The organism is Lentzea sp. NBRC 105346, from assembly GCF_030269605.1.
Classification (GTDB): domain Bacteria; phylum Actinomycetota; class Actinomycetes; order Mycobacteriales; family Pseudonocardiaceae; genus Lentzea.
Genome location: NZ_BSTQ01000004.1, coordinates 368,349 through 387,680 on the forward strand (window position 1 = coordinate 368,349; position 19,332 = coordinate 387,680).

Below are 19,332 nucleotides of genomic sequence, written 5' to 3' on the forward strand. Positions count from 1 at the left end.
CGGAATGCGCGCGCTCAACCAGCGTGCCGTGCTCGACCGCTTGCGCGTGCTCGGTGCGGCCACCCGGCCGCAGATCGCGAAGGACACGGGCCTGTCGAAACCGACCGTCGGTCAGGCGCTCGTCGACCTCGAACGCGACGGCCTCGTCCGGCCCATCGGCCGCACCTCCGCGGGTCCGGGCCGGTCAGCCGTGGTCTACGAGCCGGACCCGTCGGCCGGCTACGTGCTCGGCATCGACATCGGGCGGCAACGGATCCGTGCCGCGGTCGCCGATCTGGCGGGTGCGGTGGTGGCGCGGGTGGACGAGCGCAACCGGTGCCGCAGCGCGGGCGCGTTGGTCCGGTTGGTGTCGGAACTGGTGGGGCGCACCGTGTCCGACGCGGGGCTCACGCTGGCGGACGTGGTCGTCAAGGTCGTCGGAACGCCCGGCGTGCCGCGCGGCCGCACCGTGCACCACGCGCCGAACCTGCCCGGCTGGGAGCGGACCGGCCTGCTCGGCGACCTGGAGGCGGCGCTGGGCACGGGACTGGTCGTGGAGAACGACGCGAACCTCGCGGCCATAGGTGAGTACGCCTCGGGTGCGGCGCGCGACGCGCGCGTGGCCGTGTGCATCACGGTCGGCACGGGCGTCGGCATGGGCATCGTGGTGAACGGCGAGCTGTTCCGCGGCGCGAACGGCGCGGCGGGCGAGATCAGTTACCTCCCGTTCGGACAGTCCACTGAGGATGTCCAACGCGGACAGTTCGAGGACGCGGCCGCGGCGGAGTCCGTGGTGTCGCTGGCCCAGTTGCACGGGGTGCCCGCCCGGTCCGCGCGGGAGGTGTTCGACCTCGCGCGGGAGGGCGACTCGCGCGCGTTGGCGGCGGTGGGGGAGGAGGCCGCGCGGCTGGCGTTCCTCGTCGCGGCGGTGACGGCCGTGGTGGACCCGGAGCTGGTCGTGCTCGGCGGCGGGATCGGCGGCAACGTCGATCTGATGCGTGAGCCGATGGAGGCCGTGCTGCGCCGGACGACACCGTTGGTGCCGCGGATCGTGCCCGGCGAGCTCGGTGACGGCGCGGTGCTGACGGGGGCCATCGCGGTCGGGCTGGAATCGGCGCGTGAGCTCGTTTTCCATCGACGGGGCGCAGTTACTCTCTGAGAGTAGTCGAATGCCCCTGACCTGGTAATTCACTCAATTGTCGTAACTGTGAACGGGCGTGAGTGGCTTAGCGTTACCACACCTCCACCTGGAGGGTGTTGTGTCCTTCCGTTGCAAAGGGGAGTCGGGAGGGGGATGCGGGGGACGTAGCCCCCTTCCGACCGTAGCCCTGAGCAGGCGCCGCGCCCGCAACACACCTGCTCAGGGCAACACCTAAGCGATCACCCACCGGCCCATCTGCGGCATTCCGCCGCGGTCCAGGTCGAGCTCCCGCGCACCACGCAGACCGAGGTGCTCGCGGTGACCGTGAACGTGCACGGCTGACCGACGTTGATCACTCCGGTCGGGCAGCCCAGCCATCTGACCGGCCCGAACGGGTCCGTGCCCGGTGCCGGTACCTGCACCGTGAGCGTCACACGCGTGCCCGTGGACACCGGCACCAGGCAGTTGTCGGACGCGGTGACGGCCCGGCAGCTCATGCCCGCCGGAGCGACGGCGATGGTGTGGCCGCTGCCGGGCGTCACCCAGAGGTGCAAGCCGACCGGCGACCTGCTCTGGCCGATCTTGAACCGCTCCAGCACGCCCGGTGCGAACTTGCTGATCAACGTCACGGCCAGGACGAACATCGCCACCTTGCCGAGGAAGTCGGCGACGCCGCTGCCCGCCTTGGTGTAGATCGGCGCCTGCATGGCCGCGACCAGCGCCGGGTCGATGGTCGGTCGGCGCTTGTCGTCCGGGTCGGTGTCCTCCTTGATCCGGGCGTAGACCTCCGCCGGGACGAGGATCGCGAAGAAGACCGGCAGCAGCTCCAGCGTCTTCTTCAGCCGCTCGCGGTGCTCCTGGCAGCGCTTGCACTGGTCGACGTGGTTGATCAGGGTGCGCGCGAGCGACTCGCCGAGCGGCCCGCTCTGCCAGTGCGCCTCGGCGAGCATCTTGCGGAAACCGCGGCACGGCCGGCCGGACCTGCCGCGGGCCATCATGGTCACCGCGACCGTGTCGTAGAGCTGCGGATGGCCTTCGGAGCGCCACCTCGAGGCCTCCCGCGCGGTGAGGCCGAGCAGGCCCGCGAGGTCCTTGCCGGTGGCTCCCGTGGCGAGGTGGGTGCGCAGGACCTTGCGGTACTTGACGGGCATGCTGTCGATGGCGTCGCCGAGCAGTGCGACGAACCAGTCCCAGTCCGCCCGCATCTCGGCCGCCCGCAGCGCGCCGACGGAGAAGTCGTTCGCGCGGAAGACCTCGTCGTCCAGGCCCAACGTGACGTGCTCGCGGTCGGCGACCCGGCGTTGGACGTACGCGTAGAGCTTGTTGCGCGCGATCCGGAAGAGCCACGGCCGGAACCGCCGCGGCGGCTTCTTCAGCAGCTCGAGCGACTGCCACGCGCCGAGCATCGTCTCCTGGGTGAGGTCGTCGACGGATGCGGGATCGCCGGACAGACGGGCCGCGAAGAACCCGTGGATTCGCGGCGTCCACAACAGGTACAGCTCGACCCAGGCCGTGCGGTCCTTGGCCAGCACGGCGCGGGCCAGCTCCTCGCTGCCGGCGTTCGACCACTCAGTCATCGGCACTCCCGGTGGAGTGCTCGGTCGTCACCAGCAGCGCCTCGACCGCCAGTTGGCCCAACAGCAGCACGAGATCCCGCGAAACCCCGTCGCCCAGCACCAGGGTCGTCAACACCACGAGCCCGCACAGCACGGCCACCCGCAGTCCGGCCAGCACAACTCCAGACACAGCAACCTCCTCACGTCCCGCGAGTGCGGGTCGTGAGGAGGTGTGTGGATCGGGACCCGATATCCGGTCAGGTCCCCAGAAATTTCCGGGCTATCGCGGCGTCGGCCGGTGCACGTTCTCGACCTCGGTCGCGCGATGCGCCGAGTCGGCGATCCACGGGCCCGGCGTCGAACAGTCGAGGACGCCTTCCTCCAGCCACGTGTACCGGCCGTCGAGGACCTGCTTGGCCAGCTTGCTGTCGGTGTCGTCGGTGTTCGTCCACAGCCGTTCGAACATCTCGTCCACCCGCACGCGGGCCTGCGCGCAGAAGAAGTCCGCGAGCTCCCTGGCCGAGTCGTCCATGCGCGCGGCACGGACGCACGTCGCGCTCATCGCGAACAGCTCGGCGCCGATGTCGACGATGCGGGCGAGGAAGCGCTGCTTGCGCTCCATCTTTCCCTGCCAGCGCGACATGGCGTAGAAGGTGTTGCGGGCGAGCTTGCGGCTGGCGCGTTCGACGTAACGCAGGTGCGTGGCGAGCTGCTTGAACTCCCCGTACGCGGCGGGCACCTGGCCCTTGCCGACGACGAGCGTGGGGAACCACTTGGCGTAGAACCCGCCGGCCCTGGCGAACGCCTTGGCCTTGTCGCCGCGGCCCTTGTCCGGGTCGATGATGTCGCCGGCGACGCTGAGGTGCGCGTCGACCGCCTCGCGCGCGATCAGCAGGTGCATGATCTCGGTCGAACCCTCGAAGATCCGGTTGATGCGCAGGTCGCGCAGCACCTGCTCGGCGGGCACGCCCTTCTCGCCGCGGGCCGCCTGCGACTCGGCCGTCTCGTACCCGCGGCCGCCGCGGATCTGTACCAGCTCGTCCGCGACGAGCCAGGCCATCTCGCTGGCGTAGAGCTTGGCGAGCGCGGCCTCGATGCGGATGTCGTGCTTGCCCGCGTCCGCGAGCTCGCTGGACAGGTCGAGCACGGCCTCGAGCGCGAAGGCCGTCGCCGCGATGAACGCGATCTTCCCGCTGATCGCCTCGTGCTTGCCGACCGGCAGTCCCCACTGCACGCGGGCGTTGGACCACTCGCGGGCGATCCTGAGGCACCACTTCGCGCTGCCCGCGCACAGTGCCGGGAGGCTGAGCCGGCCCGTGTTGAGCGTGCTGAGGGCGATCTTGAGCCCCTGCCCCTCGCGGCCGATGAGGTTCTTCTTGGGCACGCGGACGTTGTGGAACCTCGTCACGCCGTTTTCGATGCCCTTGAGGCCCATGAAGGCGTTGCGGTTCTCGACCGTGATGCCCTCGCTGTCGCCTTCGACGACGAACGCGCTGATGCCCTTGCCGGGCACCTGTGCCATGACCACGAGGAGGTCTGCGACGACGCCGTTGGTCGTCCACAGCTTGACGCCGTTGAGGACGTACTCGTCGCCCTCTTCGACGGCGGTTGTGCCCAGGCGGGCCGGGTCGCTGCCGACGTCCGGTTCGGTGAGCAGGAACGCCGTGATCTCGCCGGCCGCGCACCTCGGGAGGAACTCCTGCTTCTGCTCCGGCGTGCCGAACATCGCGATCGGCTGCGGGACGCCGATCGACTGGTGCGCGCTCAGCATCGCGCCGAGCGACGGGCAGGCGCTGCCGACCAGCATGAGCGCCTTGTTGTAGTAGACCTGGCTGAGACCGACGCCGCCGTACTCCTGCTTGATCTTCATGCCGAAGGCGCCGAGCTTCTTCAGGCCCTTCAGCACGTCGTCGGGGATCAGCGACTCTTTCTCGATCTTGGCGCCGTCGATCTCGGACTCGCAGAACTTGCGGAGTTTCTCGAGGTACGCCTCGCCGGTTTGCCTGGTGGTCTCGTCGCCCTCGGGGTGCGGATGGATGAGGTCCAGGCGAAAGTGGCCCAGGAACAGCTCCTTGCCGAAGCTCGGGTGCTTCCACTTGGTCTCACGGGCCTGTTCGGCGACCTGCCTGGCCGCGCGCTCGTCGACAGTCATGGGGTTACCTCCCGGTAGCTGTGATCCACGTTACTACCGGCGGGTAGCCGCCAACAGACCGAACGCCCGCGACTCCGAAGAGTCGCGGGCGTTCGTCGGGCTGCTCGGATGAGCGTCAGACCACCGTGGCGCAGGGCGCCCCGCGCAACGTGAAGTTGCCGCCGCCGTTGTTCTGCCAGCCGCGGCCACAGTACGACTGCACGTTGATGCCCTTCAATGCCCAGACATCGATCCTGAAGGTGGGCGCGGGCTGCCCGGTTCCACCGTTCCAGCTGTTCCCGGTCCACTCATCGCGGATCTGGTGGTGGCCGTAGTAGCTGCACCGGCTGTTGATGTTGCTGACCTCGACCCACTTCACGTAACGCGAACCGTTGTGGTTCGTGCCGTCGTACTCGATGTGGATGAAGGTGCAGCCGTTGGAGCCACCGTTACTGGCCATCGCCGCCGGTGCGAAGGACATGGTCATACCCAGTGCCGCCAGCAGGGCGGCAAAGGTCAAGCCGAGTCGCTTGATCATTGAAACTCCCCAGAAATGGACGGCCCCCTGCCGTCATGCGGGGAATGTTAGCGACCAAACAGAGGCCTGTTCGCGGAATCGGGAAGTTTGTTGTCTTACTCTCACAACGGCTGAGCGCCACGCTCCGTGAGCATCGTCTTCATCACGTCGACCTCATGGCCCTGCGACTTGATCATGTTGTCCGCGAGCGTCTGGACGACGTGCTGACCGGCGTGCTGCCGTGCGTACTCGGCCATCGGCGCGCCGCCCAGGTGGTGGCGAAGCATGAGTTGCAGGAAGTAGACATCGAGGTCCTTGCCCGTCAGCGAGCGCAGCTTGGCGAGCTCGGTGCTGGTGGCCATGCCGGGCATCAGCGTCACCGCGCTGCCCTCCGACGGTCCGGTCGAGTGCGCGTGCCCGGTGCTCCCGGCCATCCACTTCATGTGCTCGCCGGTGTTGGACTGCTCCGGCTGGCTCCACAGCATCAGCCAGCCCTTCATCCGGCCGGTCTGCTCCAGCTGGGTCGAGGCGATGTCGAAGGCGAGTCCCTTGACGGCCGGATCGGTCGACTTGTCGCGGGCGATGTTGGCCATCTGGACGGCCTGCAGGTGGTGCGACGACATGTCCTGGCAGAACCCGACGTCGACCGAGTCTGCCGCCGGGTACGACGGCTCGGAGTTCGGGATCTTGATCAGGAGGCCGACCGCGGCGCCGAGCAGCAGAACAGCCACAACCGCCACCGAGACGACCAACGTCCGGGCGAGATTGCCCCGCCCGGACGTCGATTCGGGAGTGCTCATGTCAGCTGCTGGGCGGGGTCGAGGCAGTCGGCGGGGTCGGGGCCTCCGACGGGTCGGTCGTGCCGCCGGTCATGGGCTCGGCATCGGCACCGGGCTTGTCGGCGACGAATGGGGCCGGGTTCTCCAGGAACGCCGAGTTGTCGCACGGCGAGCCGACCTCGGGGTAGGTGTACTGGTTGCGGCGCAGCGAGCTGATGAACTGGTCGATGCGTTCGTCGTCGGCCGAGTCCAACTTGAGCTGGTGGCTCCACGACTGCAGCGAGATCGGCTTGTCCAGGCCTGGGAACGGCGACAGCATCGTGAACTGCTGTCCCTCCGCCTTGGACTTCAGCTTGTTCAGGGCCTCGTCCTTGATCTGGTCCGGGTTGTACGCGATCCAGACGGCACCGTGCTCCAGGCCGTGGACCATGTTCTCCGTGCGGACGGCTTTCTCATAGACGACACCGGTGCAGTCGGCCCACGTCGCGTCGTGCGGGCCGCCATCCGGCGGCCACTTGTCGTACGCGACGCGCTTCTCGGCCGGGACGTGCTTGCCCGCCGGGTAGGCCGGGTCCTGGATCTGGATGCCGGGGATCTGCTTGGACGGGTCCTTGTTCTCCTCGGACGGCTTCCACTTGGCCAGCGCGGCCTCGCGCTCGTTGTTCGCGTGGATCTTCGAGTACGCGTAGCCGAACACACCGCCGGCGAGCGCCAGGACGGCGATCACCGCGATGATCGTGCCCCACGGCTTGGGCTTGGCCGCCACCACCGAGGAACGCGCGGCCGCCACGCTGTTGCGTGTGGCCTTCGTCTTCTTGCCGCTGGTCATGTCCGCCTCAGATGTCGTCCGGGTCAATCGGCGCCAGTTTAGGGACCCGGTGTCTGATCACTGTCAACGCACCGTGCTACGGCGTTGGCGTTAACACTTGCCGTCTCACCCTCCGGGACCGGGTAACCCGGTCGAGACCAGCGATAACGCTTCCCTAGACTCTCCGAGGTGACCCCCGCAGCTCTCGCCGAACTGGTACGCACCACGGCCGTGGACGTGCTGTCCGGCCGCGGCCTCGACGCGGCCGCGCTCCCGGCCGCGGTGACGGTCGAGCGGCCACGCAACCCCGAGCACGGGGACTATGCCACGAACGTGGCCCTGCAGACTGCGAAACGGGTCGGAGTCGCTCCGCGTGACCTCGCGGGCTGGCTGGCCGAGGCGCTGGAACAGCAGCCCGCCATCGCCACCGCCGAGATCGCCGGACCGGGGTTCCTCAACCTGCGCATCGCCACCGAGGCGCAGGGCGCGATCGTGCGGGACGCGCTCGAAGTGACCTACGGCACGGGCGCCGAGCTCGGTGGCAAGAAGATCAACCTGGAGTTCGTGTCCGCCAACCCGACCGGGCCGATCCACCTCGGTGGCGCGCGCTGGGCCGCGGTCGGCGACGCGCTCGGGCGGGTGCTCGAGAAGCGCGGCGCGGCCGTGACGCGCGAGTACTACTTCAACGACGCCGGTGCGCAGATCGACCGGTTCGTCCGCTCGCTCATCGCCGCGTCGAAGGGTGAGCCGACGCCCGAGGACGGCTACGCGGGCACGTACATCAGCGACATCGCCGCCGAGGTGCTCAAGCGGGAGCCGAGCGCGGACTTCGAGACGTTCCGGCGCGTCGGCGTCGGGCTCATGTTCGACGAGATCAAGCGCAGCCTGCACGAGTTCGGCACCGACTTCGACGTGTTCTTCCACGAGGACTCGCTGCACTCGTCGGGGCGCGTCGAGCAGGCGATCGCCAAGCTCAAGGCCAACGGCTCGTTGTACGAGAAGGACGGCGCCTGGTGGCTGCGGTCCACGGACTTCGGCGACGACAAGGACCGCGTCGTCATCAAGAGCGACGGCAACCCCGCGTACATCGCGGGTGACATCGCCTACCTCGTGGACAAGCGCGGCCGCGGCTTCGACCTGTGCATCTACATGCTCGGCGCGGATCACCACGGCTACATCGCACGCCTCAAGGCCGCGGCCGCCGCGCTCGGTGACGACCCGGACAGCGTCGAGGTGCTGATCGGCCAGCTGGTCAACCTCGTCAGCGAGGGCCAGCCGGTGCGGATGAGCAAGCGCGCGGGCACCGTGATCACCATGGAGGACCTCGTCGACGCGGTTGGCGTGGACGCCGCGCGGTATGCGATGACTCGGTCCAGTGTGGACTCATCCCTGGACATCGACCTGGACCTGTTGCGCAAGCACAGCAACGACAATCCGGTCTACTACGTGCAGTACGCGCACGCCCGCATCGCGGCGGTGCTGCGCAACGGCACGGACCTCGGCGTCACGCCGGGCGACGACTTCGGTCTCCTGACGCACGACCGCGAAGGCGACCTGATCCGCACCATCGGTGAGTTCCCGCGCGTGGTGGCCACCGCCGCCGAGCTGCGCGAACCGCACCGGGTGGCGAGGTTCCTCGAAGAACTCGCGGGGACCTACCACCGGTTCTACGAAGCGTGCCGCGTGCTTCCGCGCGGCGACGAGGAGACGACTCCGTTGCACCAGGCAAGGCTTCAGCTCTGCACGGCCACGAAGAACGTGTTCGCGATCGGCCTCGGGCTGCTCGGCGTCACGGCACCGGAGCGCATGTGATGCGAGCACATCCCGCAGGACCCCGGCACGCCGACGTGCTGGTCCCCGGCAACACCGCCGGCGACCGGCCCGTCACCCCCGATCAGCTCGACCTGCTGCACCAGCACGTGTGGCCGCGCAACGCCCGGCGCAACGCCGCCGGCGTCGTGGAACTGGCCGGCGTGGACGTGCGCGAGCTGGCCGAGACGTACGGCACCCCGTTGTTCGTCATGGACGAGCAGGACTTCCGCGCCCGCTGCCGCGAGCACGCCGCCGCGTTCGGCGACCCGGCGCTCGTGCACTACGCCTCGAAGGCGTTCCTCAGCGTGCAGGTAGCGCGCTGGGTCGCCGAGGAGGGCCTCTCGATCGACGTCTGCAGCGGCGGCGAGCTCGCGATCGCGTTGAAGGCCGACTTCCCGGCCGAGCGGATCGCGTTGCACGGCAACAACAAGAGCGTCGCCGAGCTGACCGCGGCCGTCGACGCGGGCGTGGGCGGCGTCGTGCTCGACTCGTTCCACGAGATCGCCCGGCTGGACCACATCGCGCGCGAGCGCGGCGTCGTGCAGCCGGTGCTGATCCGCGTGACGGTCGGCGTCGAGGCGCACACGCACGAGTTCATCGCGACCGCGCACGAGGATCAGAAGTTCGGCTTCTCGCTGACGTCCGGTGACGCGCACGAGGCCGTGCGCCGCGTGCTGAAGGCGACCGGCCTCAAGCTGGTCGGCCTGCACAGCCACATCGGTTCGCAGATCTTCGACGCGAGCGGCTTCGAGGTCGCGGCGCGGCGCGTGATCGGGCTTTTGGCCCAGCTGCGCGAGGAACACGGCGAGATCGCCTCACTGTCCGTTGTGGACCTCGGCGGTGGCCTGGGCATCGCGTACATGCCGGAGGACGACCCGCCGCCGCCCGCCGAGCTGGCCCGCCAGCTGCACAACATCGTGCAGAAGGAGTGCGAGCACAACGACCTGCCGATGCCGCGCATCGCGGTCGAGCCGGGCCGCGCGATCGTCGGACCCGGCACCGTCACGGTGTACGAGGTCGGCACCATCAAGGACGTCGAGCTGGACGGCGGCGCACGGCGCCGCTACGTCAGCGTCGACGGCGGGATGAGCGACAACATCCGCACCGCGCTGTACGACGCGGTGTACGACTGCCGTCTCGTCTCCCGTGCGGCGGAACCGGAGTCGCGGGCCGTGCTGTGCCGCGTGGTCGGCAAGCACTGCGAGTCCGGTGACATCGTAGTCCGCGACTGCTGGTTGCCGGACGATCTTGCTCCGGGTGACCTGGTCGCGGTAGCAGCAACCGGGGCGTACTGCTACACGATGGCAAGCAGTTACAACCGGCTTCCGCGGCCCGCTCTGGTCGCGGTACAAGAGGGGGAGGCGCGGCTGATGCTGCGCCGCGAGACCGAGGACGATCTGTTCCGTCTGGAGGTATGAGGTGCCGGAAGTGAAACCGATCAGGGTCGCCGTACTGGGCTGTGGCACGGTGGGCACCGAGGTCGTCCGGCTGCTCACGGACCAGGCAGAGGACCTCAGGCACCGCATCGGTGCTCCCGTCGAGCTGGCCGGCATCGCGGTGCGGCGCCTCAACAAGGACCGCGACGTCCCTCGCGAGCTGCTGACGACCGACGCGGCCGGCCTGGTCACGTCGGACGACGTGGACGTGGTCGTCGAGGTGATCGGCGGCATCGAGCCGACCCGCACGTGGCTGCTGGACGCGTTGCGGTCCGGCAAGTCCGTCGTCACGGCGAACAAGGCGCTGCTCGCCGAGCACGCGGCCGACCTGTTCGAGGCGGCCGACTCCTCCGGTGCGGACCTGTACTTCGAGGCAGCGGTCGCCGGCGCGATCCCGTTGCTGCGCCCGTTGCGCGAATCCCTTGCGGGAGACCGCATCACGCGCGTCATGGGCATCGTGAACGGCACGACGAACTTCATCCTGTCCGCGATGGACGCCACCGGCGCCGGCTACGGCGAGACGCTGGAGGAGGCCTCGCGGCTGGGTTACGCCGAGGCGGACCCGACCGCGGACGTCGACGGCTTCGACGCCGCGTCCAAGGCCGCGATCCTTGCGTCCCTTGCGTTCCACACGCGGGTGACCGCGGGCGACGTGCACCGCGAGGGCATCGCGCAGGTGTCCGCGGCGGACATCGCGGCCGCGAAGGGCTTGGGGCGCACGGTGAAGCTGCTCGCGATCTGCGAGCGGGTCGTGGCCGACGGCACGGAATCCGTTGCCGTGCGGGTGCATCCGGCGATGATCCCTCGTTCGCATCCACTCGCCAGCGTGAACGGCGCGTTCAACGCGGTGTTCGTAGAGGCGGACGCGGCCGGCGAGATGATGTTCTACGGCCGTGGCGCCGGTGGCGCGCCGACCGCGAGCGCGGTGCTGGGCGACCTGGTCGCCGTGGCGCGCAACAAGGTCGCGAGCGGACGCGGCCCGCGTGAGTCGGCGTACGCGGCACTGCCCGTGCAGCCGATGGGCAACACGCCGACGCGCTACCACATCAGCCTCGACGTGGCCGACAAACCCGGTGTGCTGTCGCAGGTCGCGGCCGTGTTCGCCGAGCACCACGTGAGCATCGCGGCCGTGCGCCAGGAAGGCCGCACGGAGGACGCGAGCCTGGTGATCGTGACCCACGCGGCGTCCGACGCGGCGCTTCGGTCCACTGTGGACAAAATTGGTGGCCTGCCCGTCGTGCGCGAGGTCGTCAGCGTGATGAGAGTGGAGGGCGAGGAATGACCTGGCCGGGCATTATTCGCGCATACGCTGACCGGATCGGAGTTCCCGAGGGCGCCGAGATCGTCACGCTGCACGAGGGCGGCACGCCACTCGTGCACGCCAAGCACCTGTCGTCGCTGACCGGGTCGGACGTGTACCTCAAGGTCGAGGGCATGAACCCGACCGGCTCGTTCAAGGACCGCGGCATGACCGTGGCGATCACGCACGCGCTGGCGAACGGGTTCAAGGCGGTGATCTGCGCGTCGACGGGCAACACCTCGGCGTCGGCCGCCGCGTACGCCGCGCGCGCCGGGATGACCGCCGCGGTTCTGGTGCCCAGCGGCAAGGTCGCGATGGGCAAGCTCGCCCAGGCCGTCATGCACGGCGCGCGGATCCTGCAGATCAACGGCAACTTCGACGACTGCCTGGAGCTCGCCTCCAAGACGGCGGCCGAGTACCCCGTGGCGCTGGTCAACTCGGTCAACCCGGTGCGGTTGCTCGGGCAGCGGTCCGCCGCGTGGGAGGTCTGCGACGTGCTCGGCCGCGCGCCGGACGTGCACTGCCTGCCGGTCGGCAACGCCGGCAACATCACGGCGTACTGGCAGGGTTACACGGCGTACGAGCAGGGCCTGCCGAAGATGTTCGGCTTCCAGGCCGCGGGTGCCGCGCCGCTGGTCAGAGGGACTCCGGTGGCGAATCCGGAGACCATCGCGACCGCGATCCGGATCGGCTCGCCCGCGTCGTGGACCGGTGCCATCACCGCTCGCGACGAGTCCGGCGGCCTGATCGACGCGGTCACCGACGACGAGATCCTGGACGCGTACCGCCTGCTCGCGCTGCGTGAGGGCGTCTTCGTGGAGCCCGCGTCGGCCGCATCCATCGCCGGTCTGCTGAAGGTCGCCGCGGACGGCCGGCTCCCGAAGGGGTCGCTGGTGGCCTGCACGGTCACCGGCAACGGCCTCAAGGATCCGGACACGGCCCTGCTGGGCGTCACCGAGGTCGAGCCGGTGCCGGTCGACCCCACTGCCGTGGCGCACGCGCTGGAGCTCGTGTGAGCTTCCTCGTCACGGTCCCGGCGTCGACGGCGAACCTCGGTTCGGGGTTCGACGCGCTCGGCCTGGCCCTCGGGCTGTACGACGAGGTCGAGGTCCGGGTCGCGGACGAACTCTCCATCGAGGTCACCGGCGAGGGCTCCACCGGAGTTCCGTTGGATGAATCACATCTCGTCGTGCGCGCCATCCGTGCAGCCGGATACCTGGGTGGGCTCAGCCTGACGTGCCGCAACTCCATCCCGCACGCGCGGGGTCTCGGGTCGTCCGCGGCCGCCATCGTGGCGGGCGTGGCGGCCGGATATGCCCTGGTCGGTCGCGAGTTGGACACGGACGCGTTGCAAATCGCCGCCGAGTTCGAGGGCCACGCCGACAACGCCGCCGCCAGCCTGATGGGCGGCGTCGTGGTCGCGTGGAGCGAGGGAGAGCGCTTCCGCGCCGTGCGCAAGGACCCGCACCCGGATCTGCGGCCCGTCGTGCTGGTGCCGTCCGTGGAGTCGTCGACCAAGACGACCCGCGGTCTGCTGCCCGCCGAGGTGCCCCACGGCGACGCGGCGTTCGCGGCCGGCCGGGCGGCGCTCGCTGTGCACGCGCTGACGACCGACCCGTCCGTTCTCCTTGCGGCGACAGAGGATCGGCTGCACCAGCAGTACCGCGAGCCCGCGTGGCCCGACACCGTTCGGGTGATCAACGATCTTCGGAAGCTGGGAGTTCCCGCGGCCGTCTCGGGCGCCGGACCGACCGTCCTGGCGTTCGGCGACGTACCCGCCGAGGTCGACGTGCACGGCTTCGACGTGCGACGACTCGACGTTGACACATCCGGCGTACGGGTTCGTCCGTTGGGCTGACACGCGGGTACCCGGTTGTTGCATGGGATGGGACCGGCGTCTACCCTCAGGGGCGATCAGTCACCGAGCGCACGGGCGCCGGTGTCGCGCCCGGACACTCGTTCCGGGTCGCAATCCTTTTGCGTTCCGGCTCTGTGCCGTGCGGGCGGGGCGGACGCGGGGAAGGCACCCGATCGCCGTGTGATCTGAGAAAAGTCCCGTGCTTGCCGGAAGCCGCCTGCGCTTCCGTCTTCATCGGACTTGACCGCTGTTCCCCGTTTGGCGGGAACGCGGGTCCGCTGGGCCACGTAGGAGGCGGGGCCTGGTCAGGAAGGACTTGTGTGAGCAACACCGATTTGCTGAGCAGCGAAGTCGCAGCTGCTTCTGGTTCTGGAGCCGAGGAGAACGCTCTGTCCACCCCAACGAACGGCACGACGCCGCGCCGCCGCGCGGGTCTGTCCGGCATGGTGCTCGCCGAGCTGCGCGAGCTGGCCACTGAGCTGGGTATCACCGGAACCGCTGGTCTGCGCAAGGGCGACCTCATCGCGGCGATCAAGGAGAAGCAGGGCGGCGGGTCCGCCCGCGCCAAGGAAGCTCCCGCCGCGCCCGCCGAGAAGCCGGCGAAGGTCGTCGAGAAGCCCGTAGCCGAGGCTCCCGCGGCCGAGAAGCCTGTTCAGCAGCAGCTCGAGGTCGCCGAGCGGCCCGCGGCCGCCTCGTCCGCCGAGGGCGGTGAGGAGGGCGGCCGGCGCAACAACCGGCGTCGCCGGTCCGGCCGCGGTGGCGGCTCGGAGGGCGGCTCCGAGGGCGGCGAGGCCCGCCAGGAGCGTGGCGAGCGTCAGGAGCGTGGCGAGCGTCAGGACCGCGGTGACCGCCAGGAGCGCGGCGACCGTGGTGACCGGGGCGACCGTCAGGACCGTGGTGACCGCGGCGACCGGGGTGACCGGAACCGCGACCGCAACCGTCAGGGCGGTGACCAGCGCCAGGGCGGTGGCCAGGGCCCGGACGACGAGGACGGCGACCGTCGTGGCCGCCGGTTCCGTGACCGCCGCCGTCGTGGCGGCCGCGGCGAGGGTGGCGGCGGCGACAGCCGTGAGACCGAGGTGCGCGAGGACGACGTCCTGCTCCCGGTCGCGGGCATCCTGGACGTGCTGGAGAACTACGCGTTCGTCCGCACCTCCGGCTACCTGGCCGGCTCGAACGACGTCTACGTCTCGTTGTCGCTGGTCCGCAAGTACGGCCTGCGCCGTGGCGACGCCATCACCGGCGCCGTCCGTCAGCCGCGCGAGGGCGAGCAGCAGCGCCAGAAGTTCAACCCGCTGGTCCGCGTCGACAAGATCAACGGCCTGGACCCGGAGGAGGCGCGCAACCGCCCCGACTTCACCAAGCTGACGCCGCTGTACCCGAACGAGCGCCTGCGCCTCGAGACCGAGCCGCACCGCCTCGGGACCCGCGTCATCGACCTGGTGATGCCGATCGGTAAGGGTCAGCGTGCGCTGATCGTGTCGCCGCCCAAGGCCGGTAAGACCACCGTGCTGCAGGACATCGCGAACGCGATCACGACCAACAACCCCGAGTGCCACCTGATGGTGGTGCTGGTGGATGAGCGTCCCGAAGAGGTCACCGACATGCAGCGTTCGGTGAAGGGTGAGGTCATCGCCTCCACCTTCGACCGGCCGCCGTCGGATCACACCACGATCTCTGAGCTGGCGATCGAGCGGGCCAAGCGTCTGGTCGAGATGGGCCACGACGTGGTCGTGCTCCTGGACTCGATCACGCGTCTTGGGCGTGCTTACAACCTGGCTGCTCCGGCCTCTGGTCGGATCCTGTCCGGTGGTGTCGACTCCACGGCGTTGTACCCGCCCAAGCGGTTCCTGGGTGCGGCTCGCAACATCGAGGGCGGTGGCTCGCTGACCGTCATCGCTACCGCGCTGGTCGAGACCGGGTCCGCCGGTGACTCCGTGATCTTCGAGGAGTTCAAGGGCACTGGTAACGCTGAGTTGAAGCTTGACCGCAAGATCGCGGACAAGCGGACGTTCCCGGCCGTTGACGTGGACGCTTCCGGTACTCGTAAGGAAGAGCTGCTGCTCTCGCCGGACGAGATGGCTGTTACGCACAAGCTGCGTCGCGTGCTGCACGCTTTGGATGGGCAGCAGGCTATTGATCTGCTGCTCGACCGCCTGCGTAAGACTCGGACCAACATCGAGTTCCTGATGCAGGTGGCCAAGACGACGCCTGGGGCTGAGCAGGACTGATCTGTTCGCTCCTTGGGCCCCTTCACGTGGTGGAGGGGCCCTTGGCGTTTCTGCCTGTTTGTGTGACGCGGCGGCTTTCGTGGTGGGTTGCGTTTGTGTTGACGCGGCGGCTTTCGTGCTCGGGGCTCCGCCCCGGACCCCGGCTCAGCTCAAAGAGGGGCCCGGCCGTGCCTTCTTTTCGTAGTGGGTTGCGTTGGGGTGGTGTGCCCCTCCCGTCGCATCGCACCTGAGGCAGCCACATCCGAGCCCCCAGGTCAAGCGAAAAGCGTGCTTGACCTGGGGGCTCGGATGCGGCAGGGCTTCGCCTGCGATGCGACGGGAGGGGCCCACCACCAGCTGGTTTCTTGCGCTGGCGCGCGGCGTGGGGCTCGCTCGCTTCGCATCGCGAGTCGTCGTTCCCGGCCCCCGGGCCGTACGTCCTGACCTGCGGGTTCTACGTTCCCGTGGCTCGCGCTTCGCGCATCGTGTGGCGCGAGTCGTACGTTCCCGACCCCCGTGCCGTACGTTCCCAGGCTCGACCGCGCGAGTCCTACGTTCCCGCACCCTGAGTCTTACGTTCCCGACCGGTACGCGGGGGTTAGGAGGCGGTCTTCGGGCTGGTCAGGCACTGCGCCACCAGCACGAGCAGCACCGGGATACCCACCAGCGTGCACAGCGCGGCTGGTACCTCGTACCCGCTCACCAGCACGCCACCCGCCAGCACGACCGCCAGGTAAGGCCAGCGCAGCCACGTCCGCTGCCACGGCGCGTGCCACTTCACAGTGCTGCTGGTGGCAACTGCGACGGCCGTCGCGGCGCCTGTGACCACGGCGGAAAGGGGTATGGCGGCGAACGACCCGGTGGCCAGTCCCGCTACGCCCAGCAGGCCGTACACGGCGCTGGCGAACAGGAACGGCACGGCGAGCCACCTGGAGAGGCTCAAGGGACGTTCGGCTGTGCAGAACACGCACACAGTGTGGGTGCTGTGGAGGGGCTCTACTGCCTGTATGTGGTCGAACGGTTACCCCTTGCGCCAAACGGCCGATCCCAGGCGACGAACGGTTGTGACTTCAACCACGGGAACAACCACGTTTTGGCCGGTGTTGGACGGTCTGGCAAACTAATCGGTCGAGTCCGGCTCCGGTTCACCCGTGATGCCCGCACGCATGCGGACGGGACCCGGCGGCCACATCAGAAAGGGCGAGACGTTGAAGTCTGGTATCCACCCGGAGTACGTGACCACCGAGGTCACCTGCGGTTGCGGCAACACCTTCACCACCCGGAGCACCAAGACCTCCGGCTCCGTGCACGTCGAGGTCTGCTCGAACTGCCACCCGTTCTACACGGGCAAGCAGAAGATTCTGGACACCGGTGGCCGCGTTGCGCGCTTCGAGGCCCGCTACGGCAAGCGCAAGGGCAAGTAGCTGCGTAAACGGCGCCCGCACCGGAGTTGTCCGGGCGGGCGCCGTTGTCGTCTCCGCCTACCTTCAAACAGGAGCCTGAAGTGACGCAGCCGTTGGACGCCCTGCTCGCCGAGTACGACGAGCTCGAGAAGAAGCTCGCGGACCCCTCGGTCCACGCCGATCAGGCTGGGGCGCGCAAGCTGGGTAAGCGGTACGCCGCGCTTGGGCCCATTGTGAAGACGGCTCGCGAGATCGAGCAGACCAAGAGCGACCTTGAGGCGGCCAAGGAGCTGGCCACCGAGGACGCCGCGTTCGCCGACGAGGCCAGGCAGCTCGAAGAGCAGCTTCCCAAGCTGGAGGAGAAGCTCACCGAGCTGCTGTTGCCGCGTGACCCGCACGACGGGGACGACGTGTTGCTCGAGATCAAGTCCGGTGAAGGCGGCGAGGAGTCCGCACTGTTCGCCGGGGACCTGCTGCGGATGTACACGCGGTACGCCGAGCGGCAGGGGTGGAAGGTCGACATTCTCGACGGCACCGACTCCGACCTTGGCGGGTTCAAGGACGTCACGGTTGCGATCAAGGCCAAGGCGGCCGGCCCGGACGGGGTCTGGAGCAGGCTGAAGTACGAGGGCGGTGTGCACCGCGTGCAGCGCGTGCCGGTCACCGAGTCGCAGGGACGGATCCACACGTCTGCGGCCGGCGTGCTCGTGTTCCCCGAGGCCGAGGAGGTCGCCGGGGAGGTCGAGATCAACGAGAACGACCTCCGCATCGACGTCTACCGGTCGTCCGGCAAGGGGGGACAGTCGGTCAACACGACTGACTCCGCCGTGCGCATCACGCACCTGCCCACGGGCATCGTCGTGTCGTGCCAGAACGAGCGGTCGCAGCTGCAGAACAAGGCTCGCGCGATGCAGGTGCTGCAGAGCCGGCTCGCGGCGCTCGCCGAGGAGCAGAAGCAGCAGGAGCAGTCGGACGCGCGGCGCACGCAGATTCGGACCGTGGACCGGTCCGAGCGGGTTCGGACCTACAACTTCCCCGAGTCACGCATTTCCGATCACCGGGTCGGGTACAAAGCACATAATCTTGACCAGGTGCTCGACGGTGACCTGGACGCGGTGCTGGACGCGCTTGCGGCCGCCGATCGGGCGGAGCGGCTCGCAGGCGGGTGACGTGAGAGGGGCGCGCGATGGCCGAGATCCTGGTGAACCCGCAGTCAGCGCCCCTGGACACGGATCTGGACATACTCGTCGTCGGACTGCCGCCGGACGAGAAGGTCACCGTCCGGGTGAACACCGGCGATCGGTCGTCGCACGCGACGTTCCTCGCCGACGAGCGCGGCTGCGTCGATCTGACCAGGCACGCGCCGATCGAGGGTAGCTACCACGGCGTTGACCCGATGGGGTTGTTCTGGTCGTTGGAGCACACTGGCGGCCAGCCTGGGCCGACCGTGCTGTCCGTGGACGACGTCGGCGAGATCGAGCTGAACCGGCAGAAGGTGCCCACCGGCGTTCGGCGCACAGAGGTGAACGAGAACGGCCTGGTCGCCGTGCTGTTCGAGCCGGATGACGAGGACTCGTACCCCGGCGTCATCGTGCTCAGCGGGTCCGAGGGCGGGCTGCACGAGCTCGACGCGGCGTTGCTCGCCGGGCACGGGTTCGCCGCGCTGGCACTGGCTCACTTCGGCATGCCGGGTCTGCCCGAGCACCTCGTGGACGTCCCGTTGGAGTACTTCGGCACCGCGATCGAGTGGTTGTCCGAGCGCGCCGGTGACATCGGCGTCGTGGGCGCGTCGCGTGGCGGCGAGCTGGCGTTGCTGGTCGGCGCCCACTACCCCGAGGTGCGGGCGGTCGTCAGCGTGGTGGGCAGCGGCGTCGTGACGCAGGGGATCGGGCCGGGCACGAACCTGATCCAGAAGCTGTCCTATGAGGCCGCGGCGTGGACATGGCAGGGCGAGCCGCTGCCGTACCTGCCGTACTACGTGTCCGACGAGCTGCGCGAGCACATCGTGAACGACGAGCCCGTGCCGTTGCGGCTCGCGTTCGACACTTCGGACGGCATTCCCGAGGAGTGCGAGATCCCGGTCGAACGCATCGTTGGCGGTGTGTTGCTCATCTCGTCCGCGCTCGACGACGGCTGGCCGTGCGAGGAGCTGAGCGAGGTCGCCGAGACACGGCTGGCGGCGCACAGTCACCCGTTCCCGTACGAGCACATCGTGTACACCGAGGCAGGACACCTGATCGCGGGCCCGCCGCACCGGCCGGCAACCGAACTGCTGGGTCCGGGGCCGGGTGTCACGTTCTCCTACGGCGGGTCGCCCGAGGCCAACGCGGCCGCGAACGCCGACGCGTGGAAACGGACGGTTGAGTTCTTCACCGAACAGCTCGCCAACTAGTGTCTGTGCC

At 69.1% G+C, this 19,332-nt stretch carries 17 protein-coding genes; 10 read left to right on the plus strand and 7 right to left on the minus strand.

Annotation, left to right across the window (positions count from 1 at the left end):
• Positions 1-4 precede the first annotated feature (4 nt).
• A complete protein-coding gene (locus QSK35_RS11550; protein WP_502881643.1) occupies positions 5-1,138 on the plus strand; it encodes an ROK family transcriptional regulator in 1,134 nt (377 codons plus the stop codon).
• 221 nt (positions 1,139-1,359) lie between these two features.
• On the opposite strand, the gene QSK35_RS11555 is transcribed toward QSK35_RS11550, so the two are convergent.
• The 6 genes from QSK35_RS11555 to QSK35_RS11580 all read right to left on the minus strand — a co-directional run bounded on the left by QSK35_RS11555 (position 1,360) and on the right by QSK35_RS11580 (position 6,932).
• Positions 1,360-2,697, minus strand: coding sequence for an RNA polymerase sigma factor (locus QSK35_RS11555; protein WP_285745102.1), 1,338 nt, complete (start codon positions 2,695-2,697; stop codon positions 1,360-1,362).
• Positions 2,690-2,866: a hypothetical protein gene (locus tag QSK35_RS11560; protein ID WP_285745104.1), complete on the minus strand. Its 177-nt coding sequence runs from the start codon at positions 2,864-2,866 to the stop codon at positions 2,690-2,692. Before QSK35_RS11560 ends, QSK35_RS11555 begins: the two co-directional genes overlap by 8 nt.
• Before the next feature lie 90 nt (positions 2,867-2,956).
• Positions 2,957-4,828, minus strand: a complete 1,872-nt coding sequence (locus tag QSK35_RS11565; protein ID WP_285745106.1) for an acyl-CoA dehydrogenase family protein — start codon at positions 4,826-4,828, stop codon at positions 2,957-2,959.
• Between the two features lie 115 nt (positions 4,829-4,943).
• Positions 4,944-5,345, minus strand: a complete 402-nt coding sequence (locus QSK35_RS11570) for a hypothetical protein (protein ID WP_285745108.1) — start codon at positions 5,343-5,345, stop codon at positions 4,944-4,946.
• A 101-nt stretch (positions 5,346-5,446) separates the two neighbouring features.
• Complete coding sequence (locus QSK35_RS11575; RefSeq protein WP_285745110.1) at positions 5,447-6,124, minus strand: DUF305 domain-containing protein; 678 nt, start codon at positions 6,122-6,124, stop codon at positions 5,447-5,449.
• 1 nt (position 6,125) lies between these two features.
• A complete protein-coding gene (locus QSK35_RS11580) occupies positions 6,126-6,932 on the minus strand; it encodes a thioredoxin-like domain-containing protein (RefSeq protein WP_285745298.1) in 807 nt (268 codons plus the stop codon).
• A gap of 168 nt (positions 6,933-7,100) precedes the next feature.
• Here QSK35_RS11580 and argS point away from each other — a divergent pair, with 168 nt between their 5' ends.
• From argS to rho, 6 genes are all read left to right on the plus strand, one after another.
• Positions 7,101-8,723 carry an arginine--tRNA ligase gene (gene argS, locus QSK35_RS11585; protein ID WP_285745111.1) on the plus strand — a complete coding sequence of 541 codons (1,623 nt, stop codon included), beginning with the start codon at positions 7,101-7,103 and terminating at the stop codon, positions 8,721-8,723.
• Positions 8,723-10,141 carry a diaminopimelate decarboxylase gene (lysA, locus tag QSK35_RS11590; protein ID WP_285745114.1) on the plus strand — a complete coding sequence of 473 codons (1,419 nt, stop codon included), beginning with the start codon at positions 8,723-8,725 and terminating at the stop codon, positions 10,139-10,141. Before argS ends, lysA begins: the two co-directional genes overlap by 1 nt.
• A 1-nt stretch (position 10,142) precedes the next feature.
• Positions 10,143-11,441: a homoserine dehydrogenase gene (locus QSK35_RS11595; protein WP_285745116.1), complete on the plus strand. Its 1,299-nt coding sequence runs from the start codon at positions 10,143-10,145 to the stop codon at positions 11,439-11,441.
• Complete coding sequence (gene thrC, locus QSK35_RS11600) at positions 11,438-12,475, plus strand: threonine synthase (protein WP_285745119.1); 1,038 nt, start codon at positions 11,438-11,440, stop codon at positions 12,473-12,475. Before QSK35_RS11595 ends, thrC begins: the two co-directional genes overlap by 4 nt.
• On the plus strand, positions 12,472-13,317 hold the full coding sequence (thrB, locus tag QSK35_RS11605; protein ID WP_285745121.1) for a homoserine kinase: 846 nt from the start codon (positions 12,472-12,474) through the stop codon (positions 13,315-13,317). Before thrC ends, thrB begins: the two co-directional genes overlap by 4 nt.
• A gap of 320 nt (positions 13,318-13,637) precedes the next feature.
• Positions 13,638-15,548: a transcription termination factor Rho gene (gene rho, locus QSK35_RS11610; RefSeq protein WP_285745123.1), complete on the plus strand. Its 1,911-nt coding sequence runs from the start codon at positions 13,638-13,640 to the stop codon at positions 15,546-15,548.
• Between the two features lie 577 nt (positions 15,549-16,125).
• Here the strand turns inward: rho and QSK35_RS11615 are convergent.
• Positions 16,126-16,494 carry a hypothetical protein gene (locus tag QSK35_RS11615; RefSeq protein ID WP_285745125.1) on the minus strand — a complete coding sequence of 123 codons (369 nt, stop codon included), beginning with the start codon at positions 16,492-16,494 and terminating at the stop codon, positions 16,126-16,128.
• Between the two features lie 241 nt (positions 16,495-16,735).
• Between QSK35_RS11615 and rpmE the strand changes: the two genes are divergently transcribed.
• The 3 genes from rpmE (at position 16,736) to QSK35_RS11630 (ending at position 19,322) form a co-directional block, all read left to right on the plus strand.
• Positions 16,736-16,951: a 50S ribosomal protein L31 gene (gene rpmE, locus QSK35_RS11620; RefSeq protein ID WP_146349832.1), complete on the plus strand. Its 216-nt coding sequence runs from the start codon at positions 16,736-16,738 to the stop codon at positions 16,949-16,951.
• Positions 16,952-17,031: 80 nt separating this feature from the next.
• Complete coding sequence (gene prfA, locus QSK35_RS11625) at positions 17,032-18,099, plus strand: peptide chain release factor 1 (protein ID WP_285745127.1); 1,068 nt, start codon at positions 17,032-17,034, stop codon at positions 18,097-18,099.
• Positions 18,100-18,116: 17 nt separating this feature from the next.
• Positions 18,117-19,322: an acyl-CoA thioester hydrolase/BAAT C-terminal domain-containing protein gene (locus QSK35_RS11630; RefSeq protein WP_285745129.1), complete on the plus strand. Its 1,206-nt coding sequence runs from the start codon at positions 18,117-18,119 to the stop codon at positions 19,320-19,322.
• Positions 19,323-19,332 lie beyond the last annotated feature (10 nt).

What these genes read in the sequence shown, in the direction of transcription:
- QSK35_RS11550 (WP_502881643.1), top strand. Translation starts at nt 5, where the DNA reads ATGCGCGCGCTCAACCAGCGTGCCGTGCTCGACCGCTTGCGCGTGCTC.
- QSK35_RS11555 (WP_285745102.1), bottom strand. Translation starts at nt 2,697, where the DNA reads ATGACTGAGTGGTCGAACGCCGGCAGCGAGGAGCTGGCCCGCGCCGTG.
- QSK35_RS11565 (WP_285745106.1), bottom strand. Translation starts at nt 4,828, where the DNA reads ATGACTGTCGACGAGCGCGCGGCCAGGCAGGTCGCCGAACAGGCCCGT.
- QSK35_RS11570 (WP_285745108.1), bottom strand. Translation starts at nt 5,345, where the DNA reads ATGATCAAGCGACTCGGCTTGACCTTTGCCGCCCTGCTGGCGGCACTG.
- QSK35_RS11575 (WP_285745110.1), bottom strand. Translation starts at nt 6,124, where the DNA reads ATGAGCACTCCCGAATCGACGTCCGGGCGGGGCAATCTCGCCCGGACG.
- QSK35_RS11580 (WP_285745298.1), bottom strand. Translation starts at nt 6,932, where the DNA reads ATGACCAGCGGCAAGAAGACGAAGGCCACACGCAACAGCGTGGCGGCC.
- lysA (WP_285745114.1), top strand. Translation starts at nt 8,723, where the DNA reads ATGCGAGCACATCCCGCAGGACCCCGGCACGCCGACGTGCTGGTCCCC.
- thrC (WP_285745119.1), top strand. Translation starts at nt 11,438, where the DNA reads ATGACCTGGCCGGGCATTATTCGCGCATACGCTGACCGGATCGGAGTT.
- QSK35_RS11630 (WP_285745129.1), top strand. Translation starts at nt 18,117, where the DNA reads ATGGCCGAGATCCTGGTGAACCCGCAGTCAGCGCCCCTGGACACGGAT.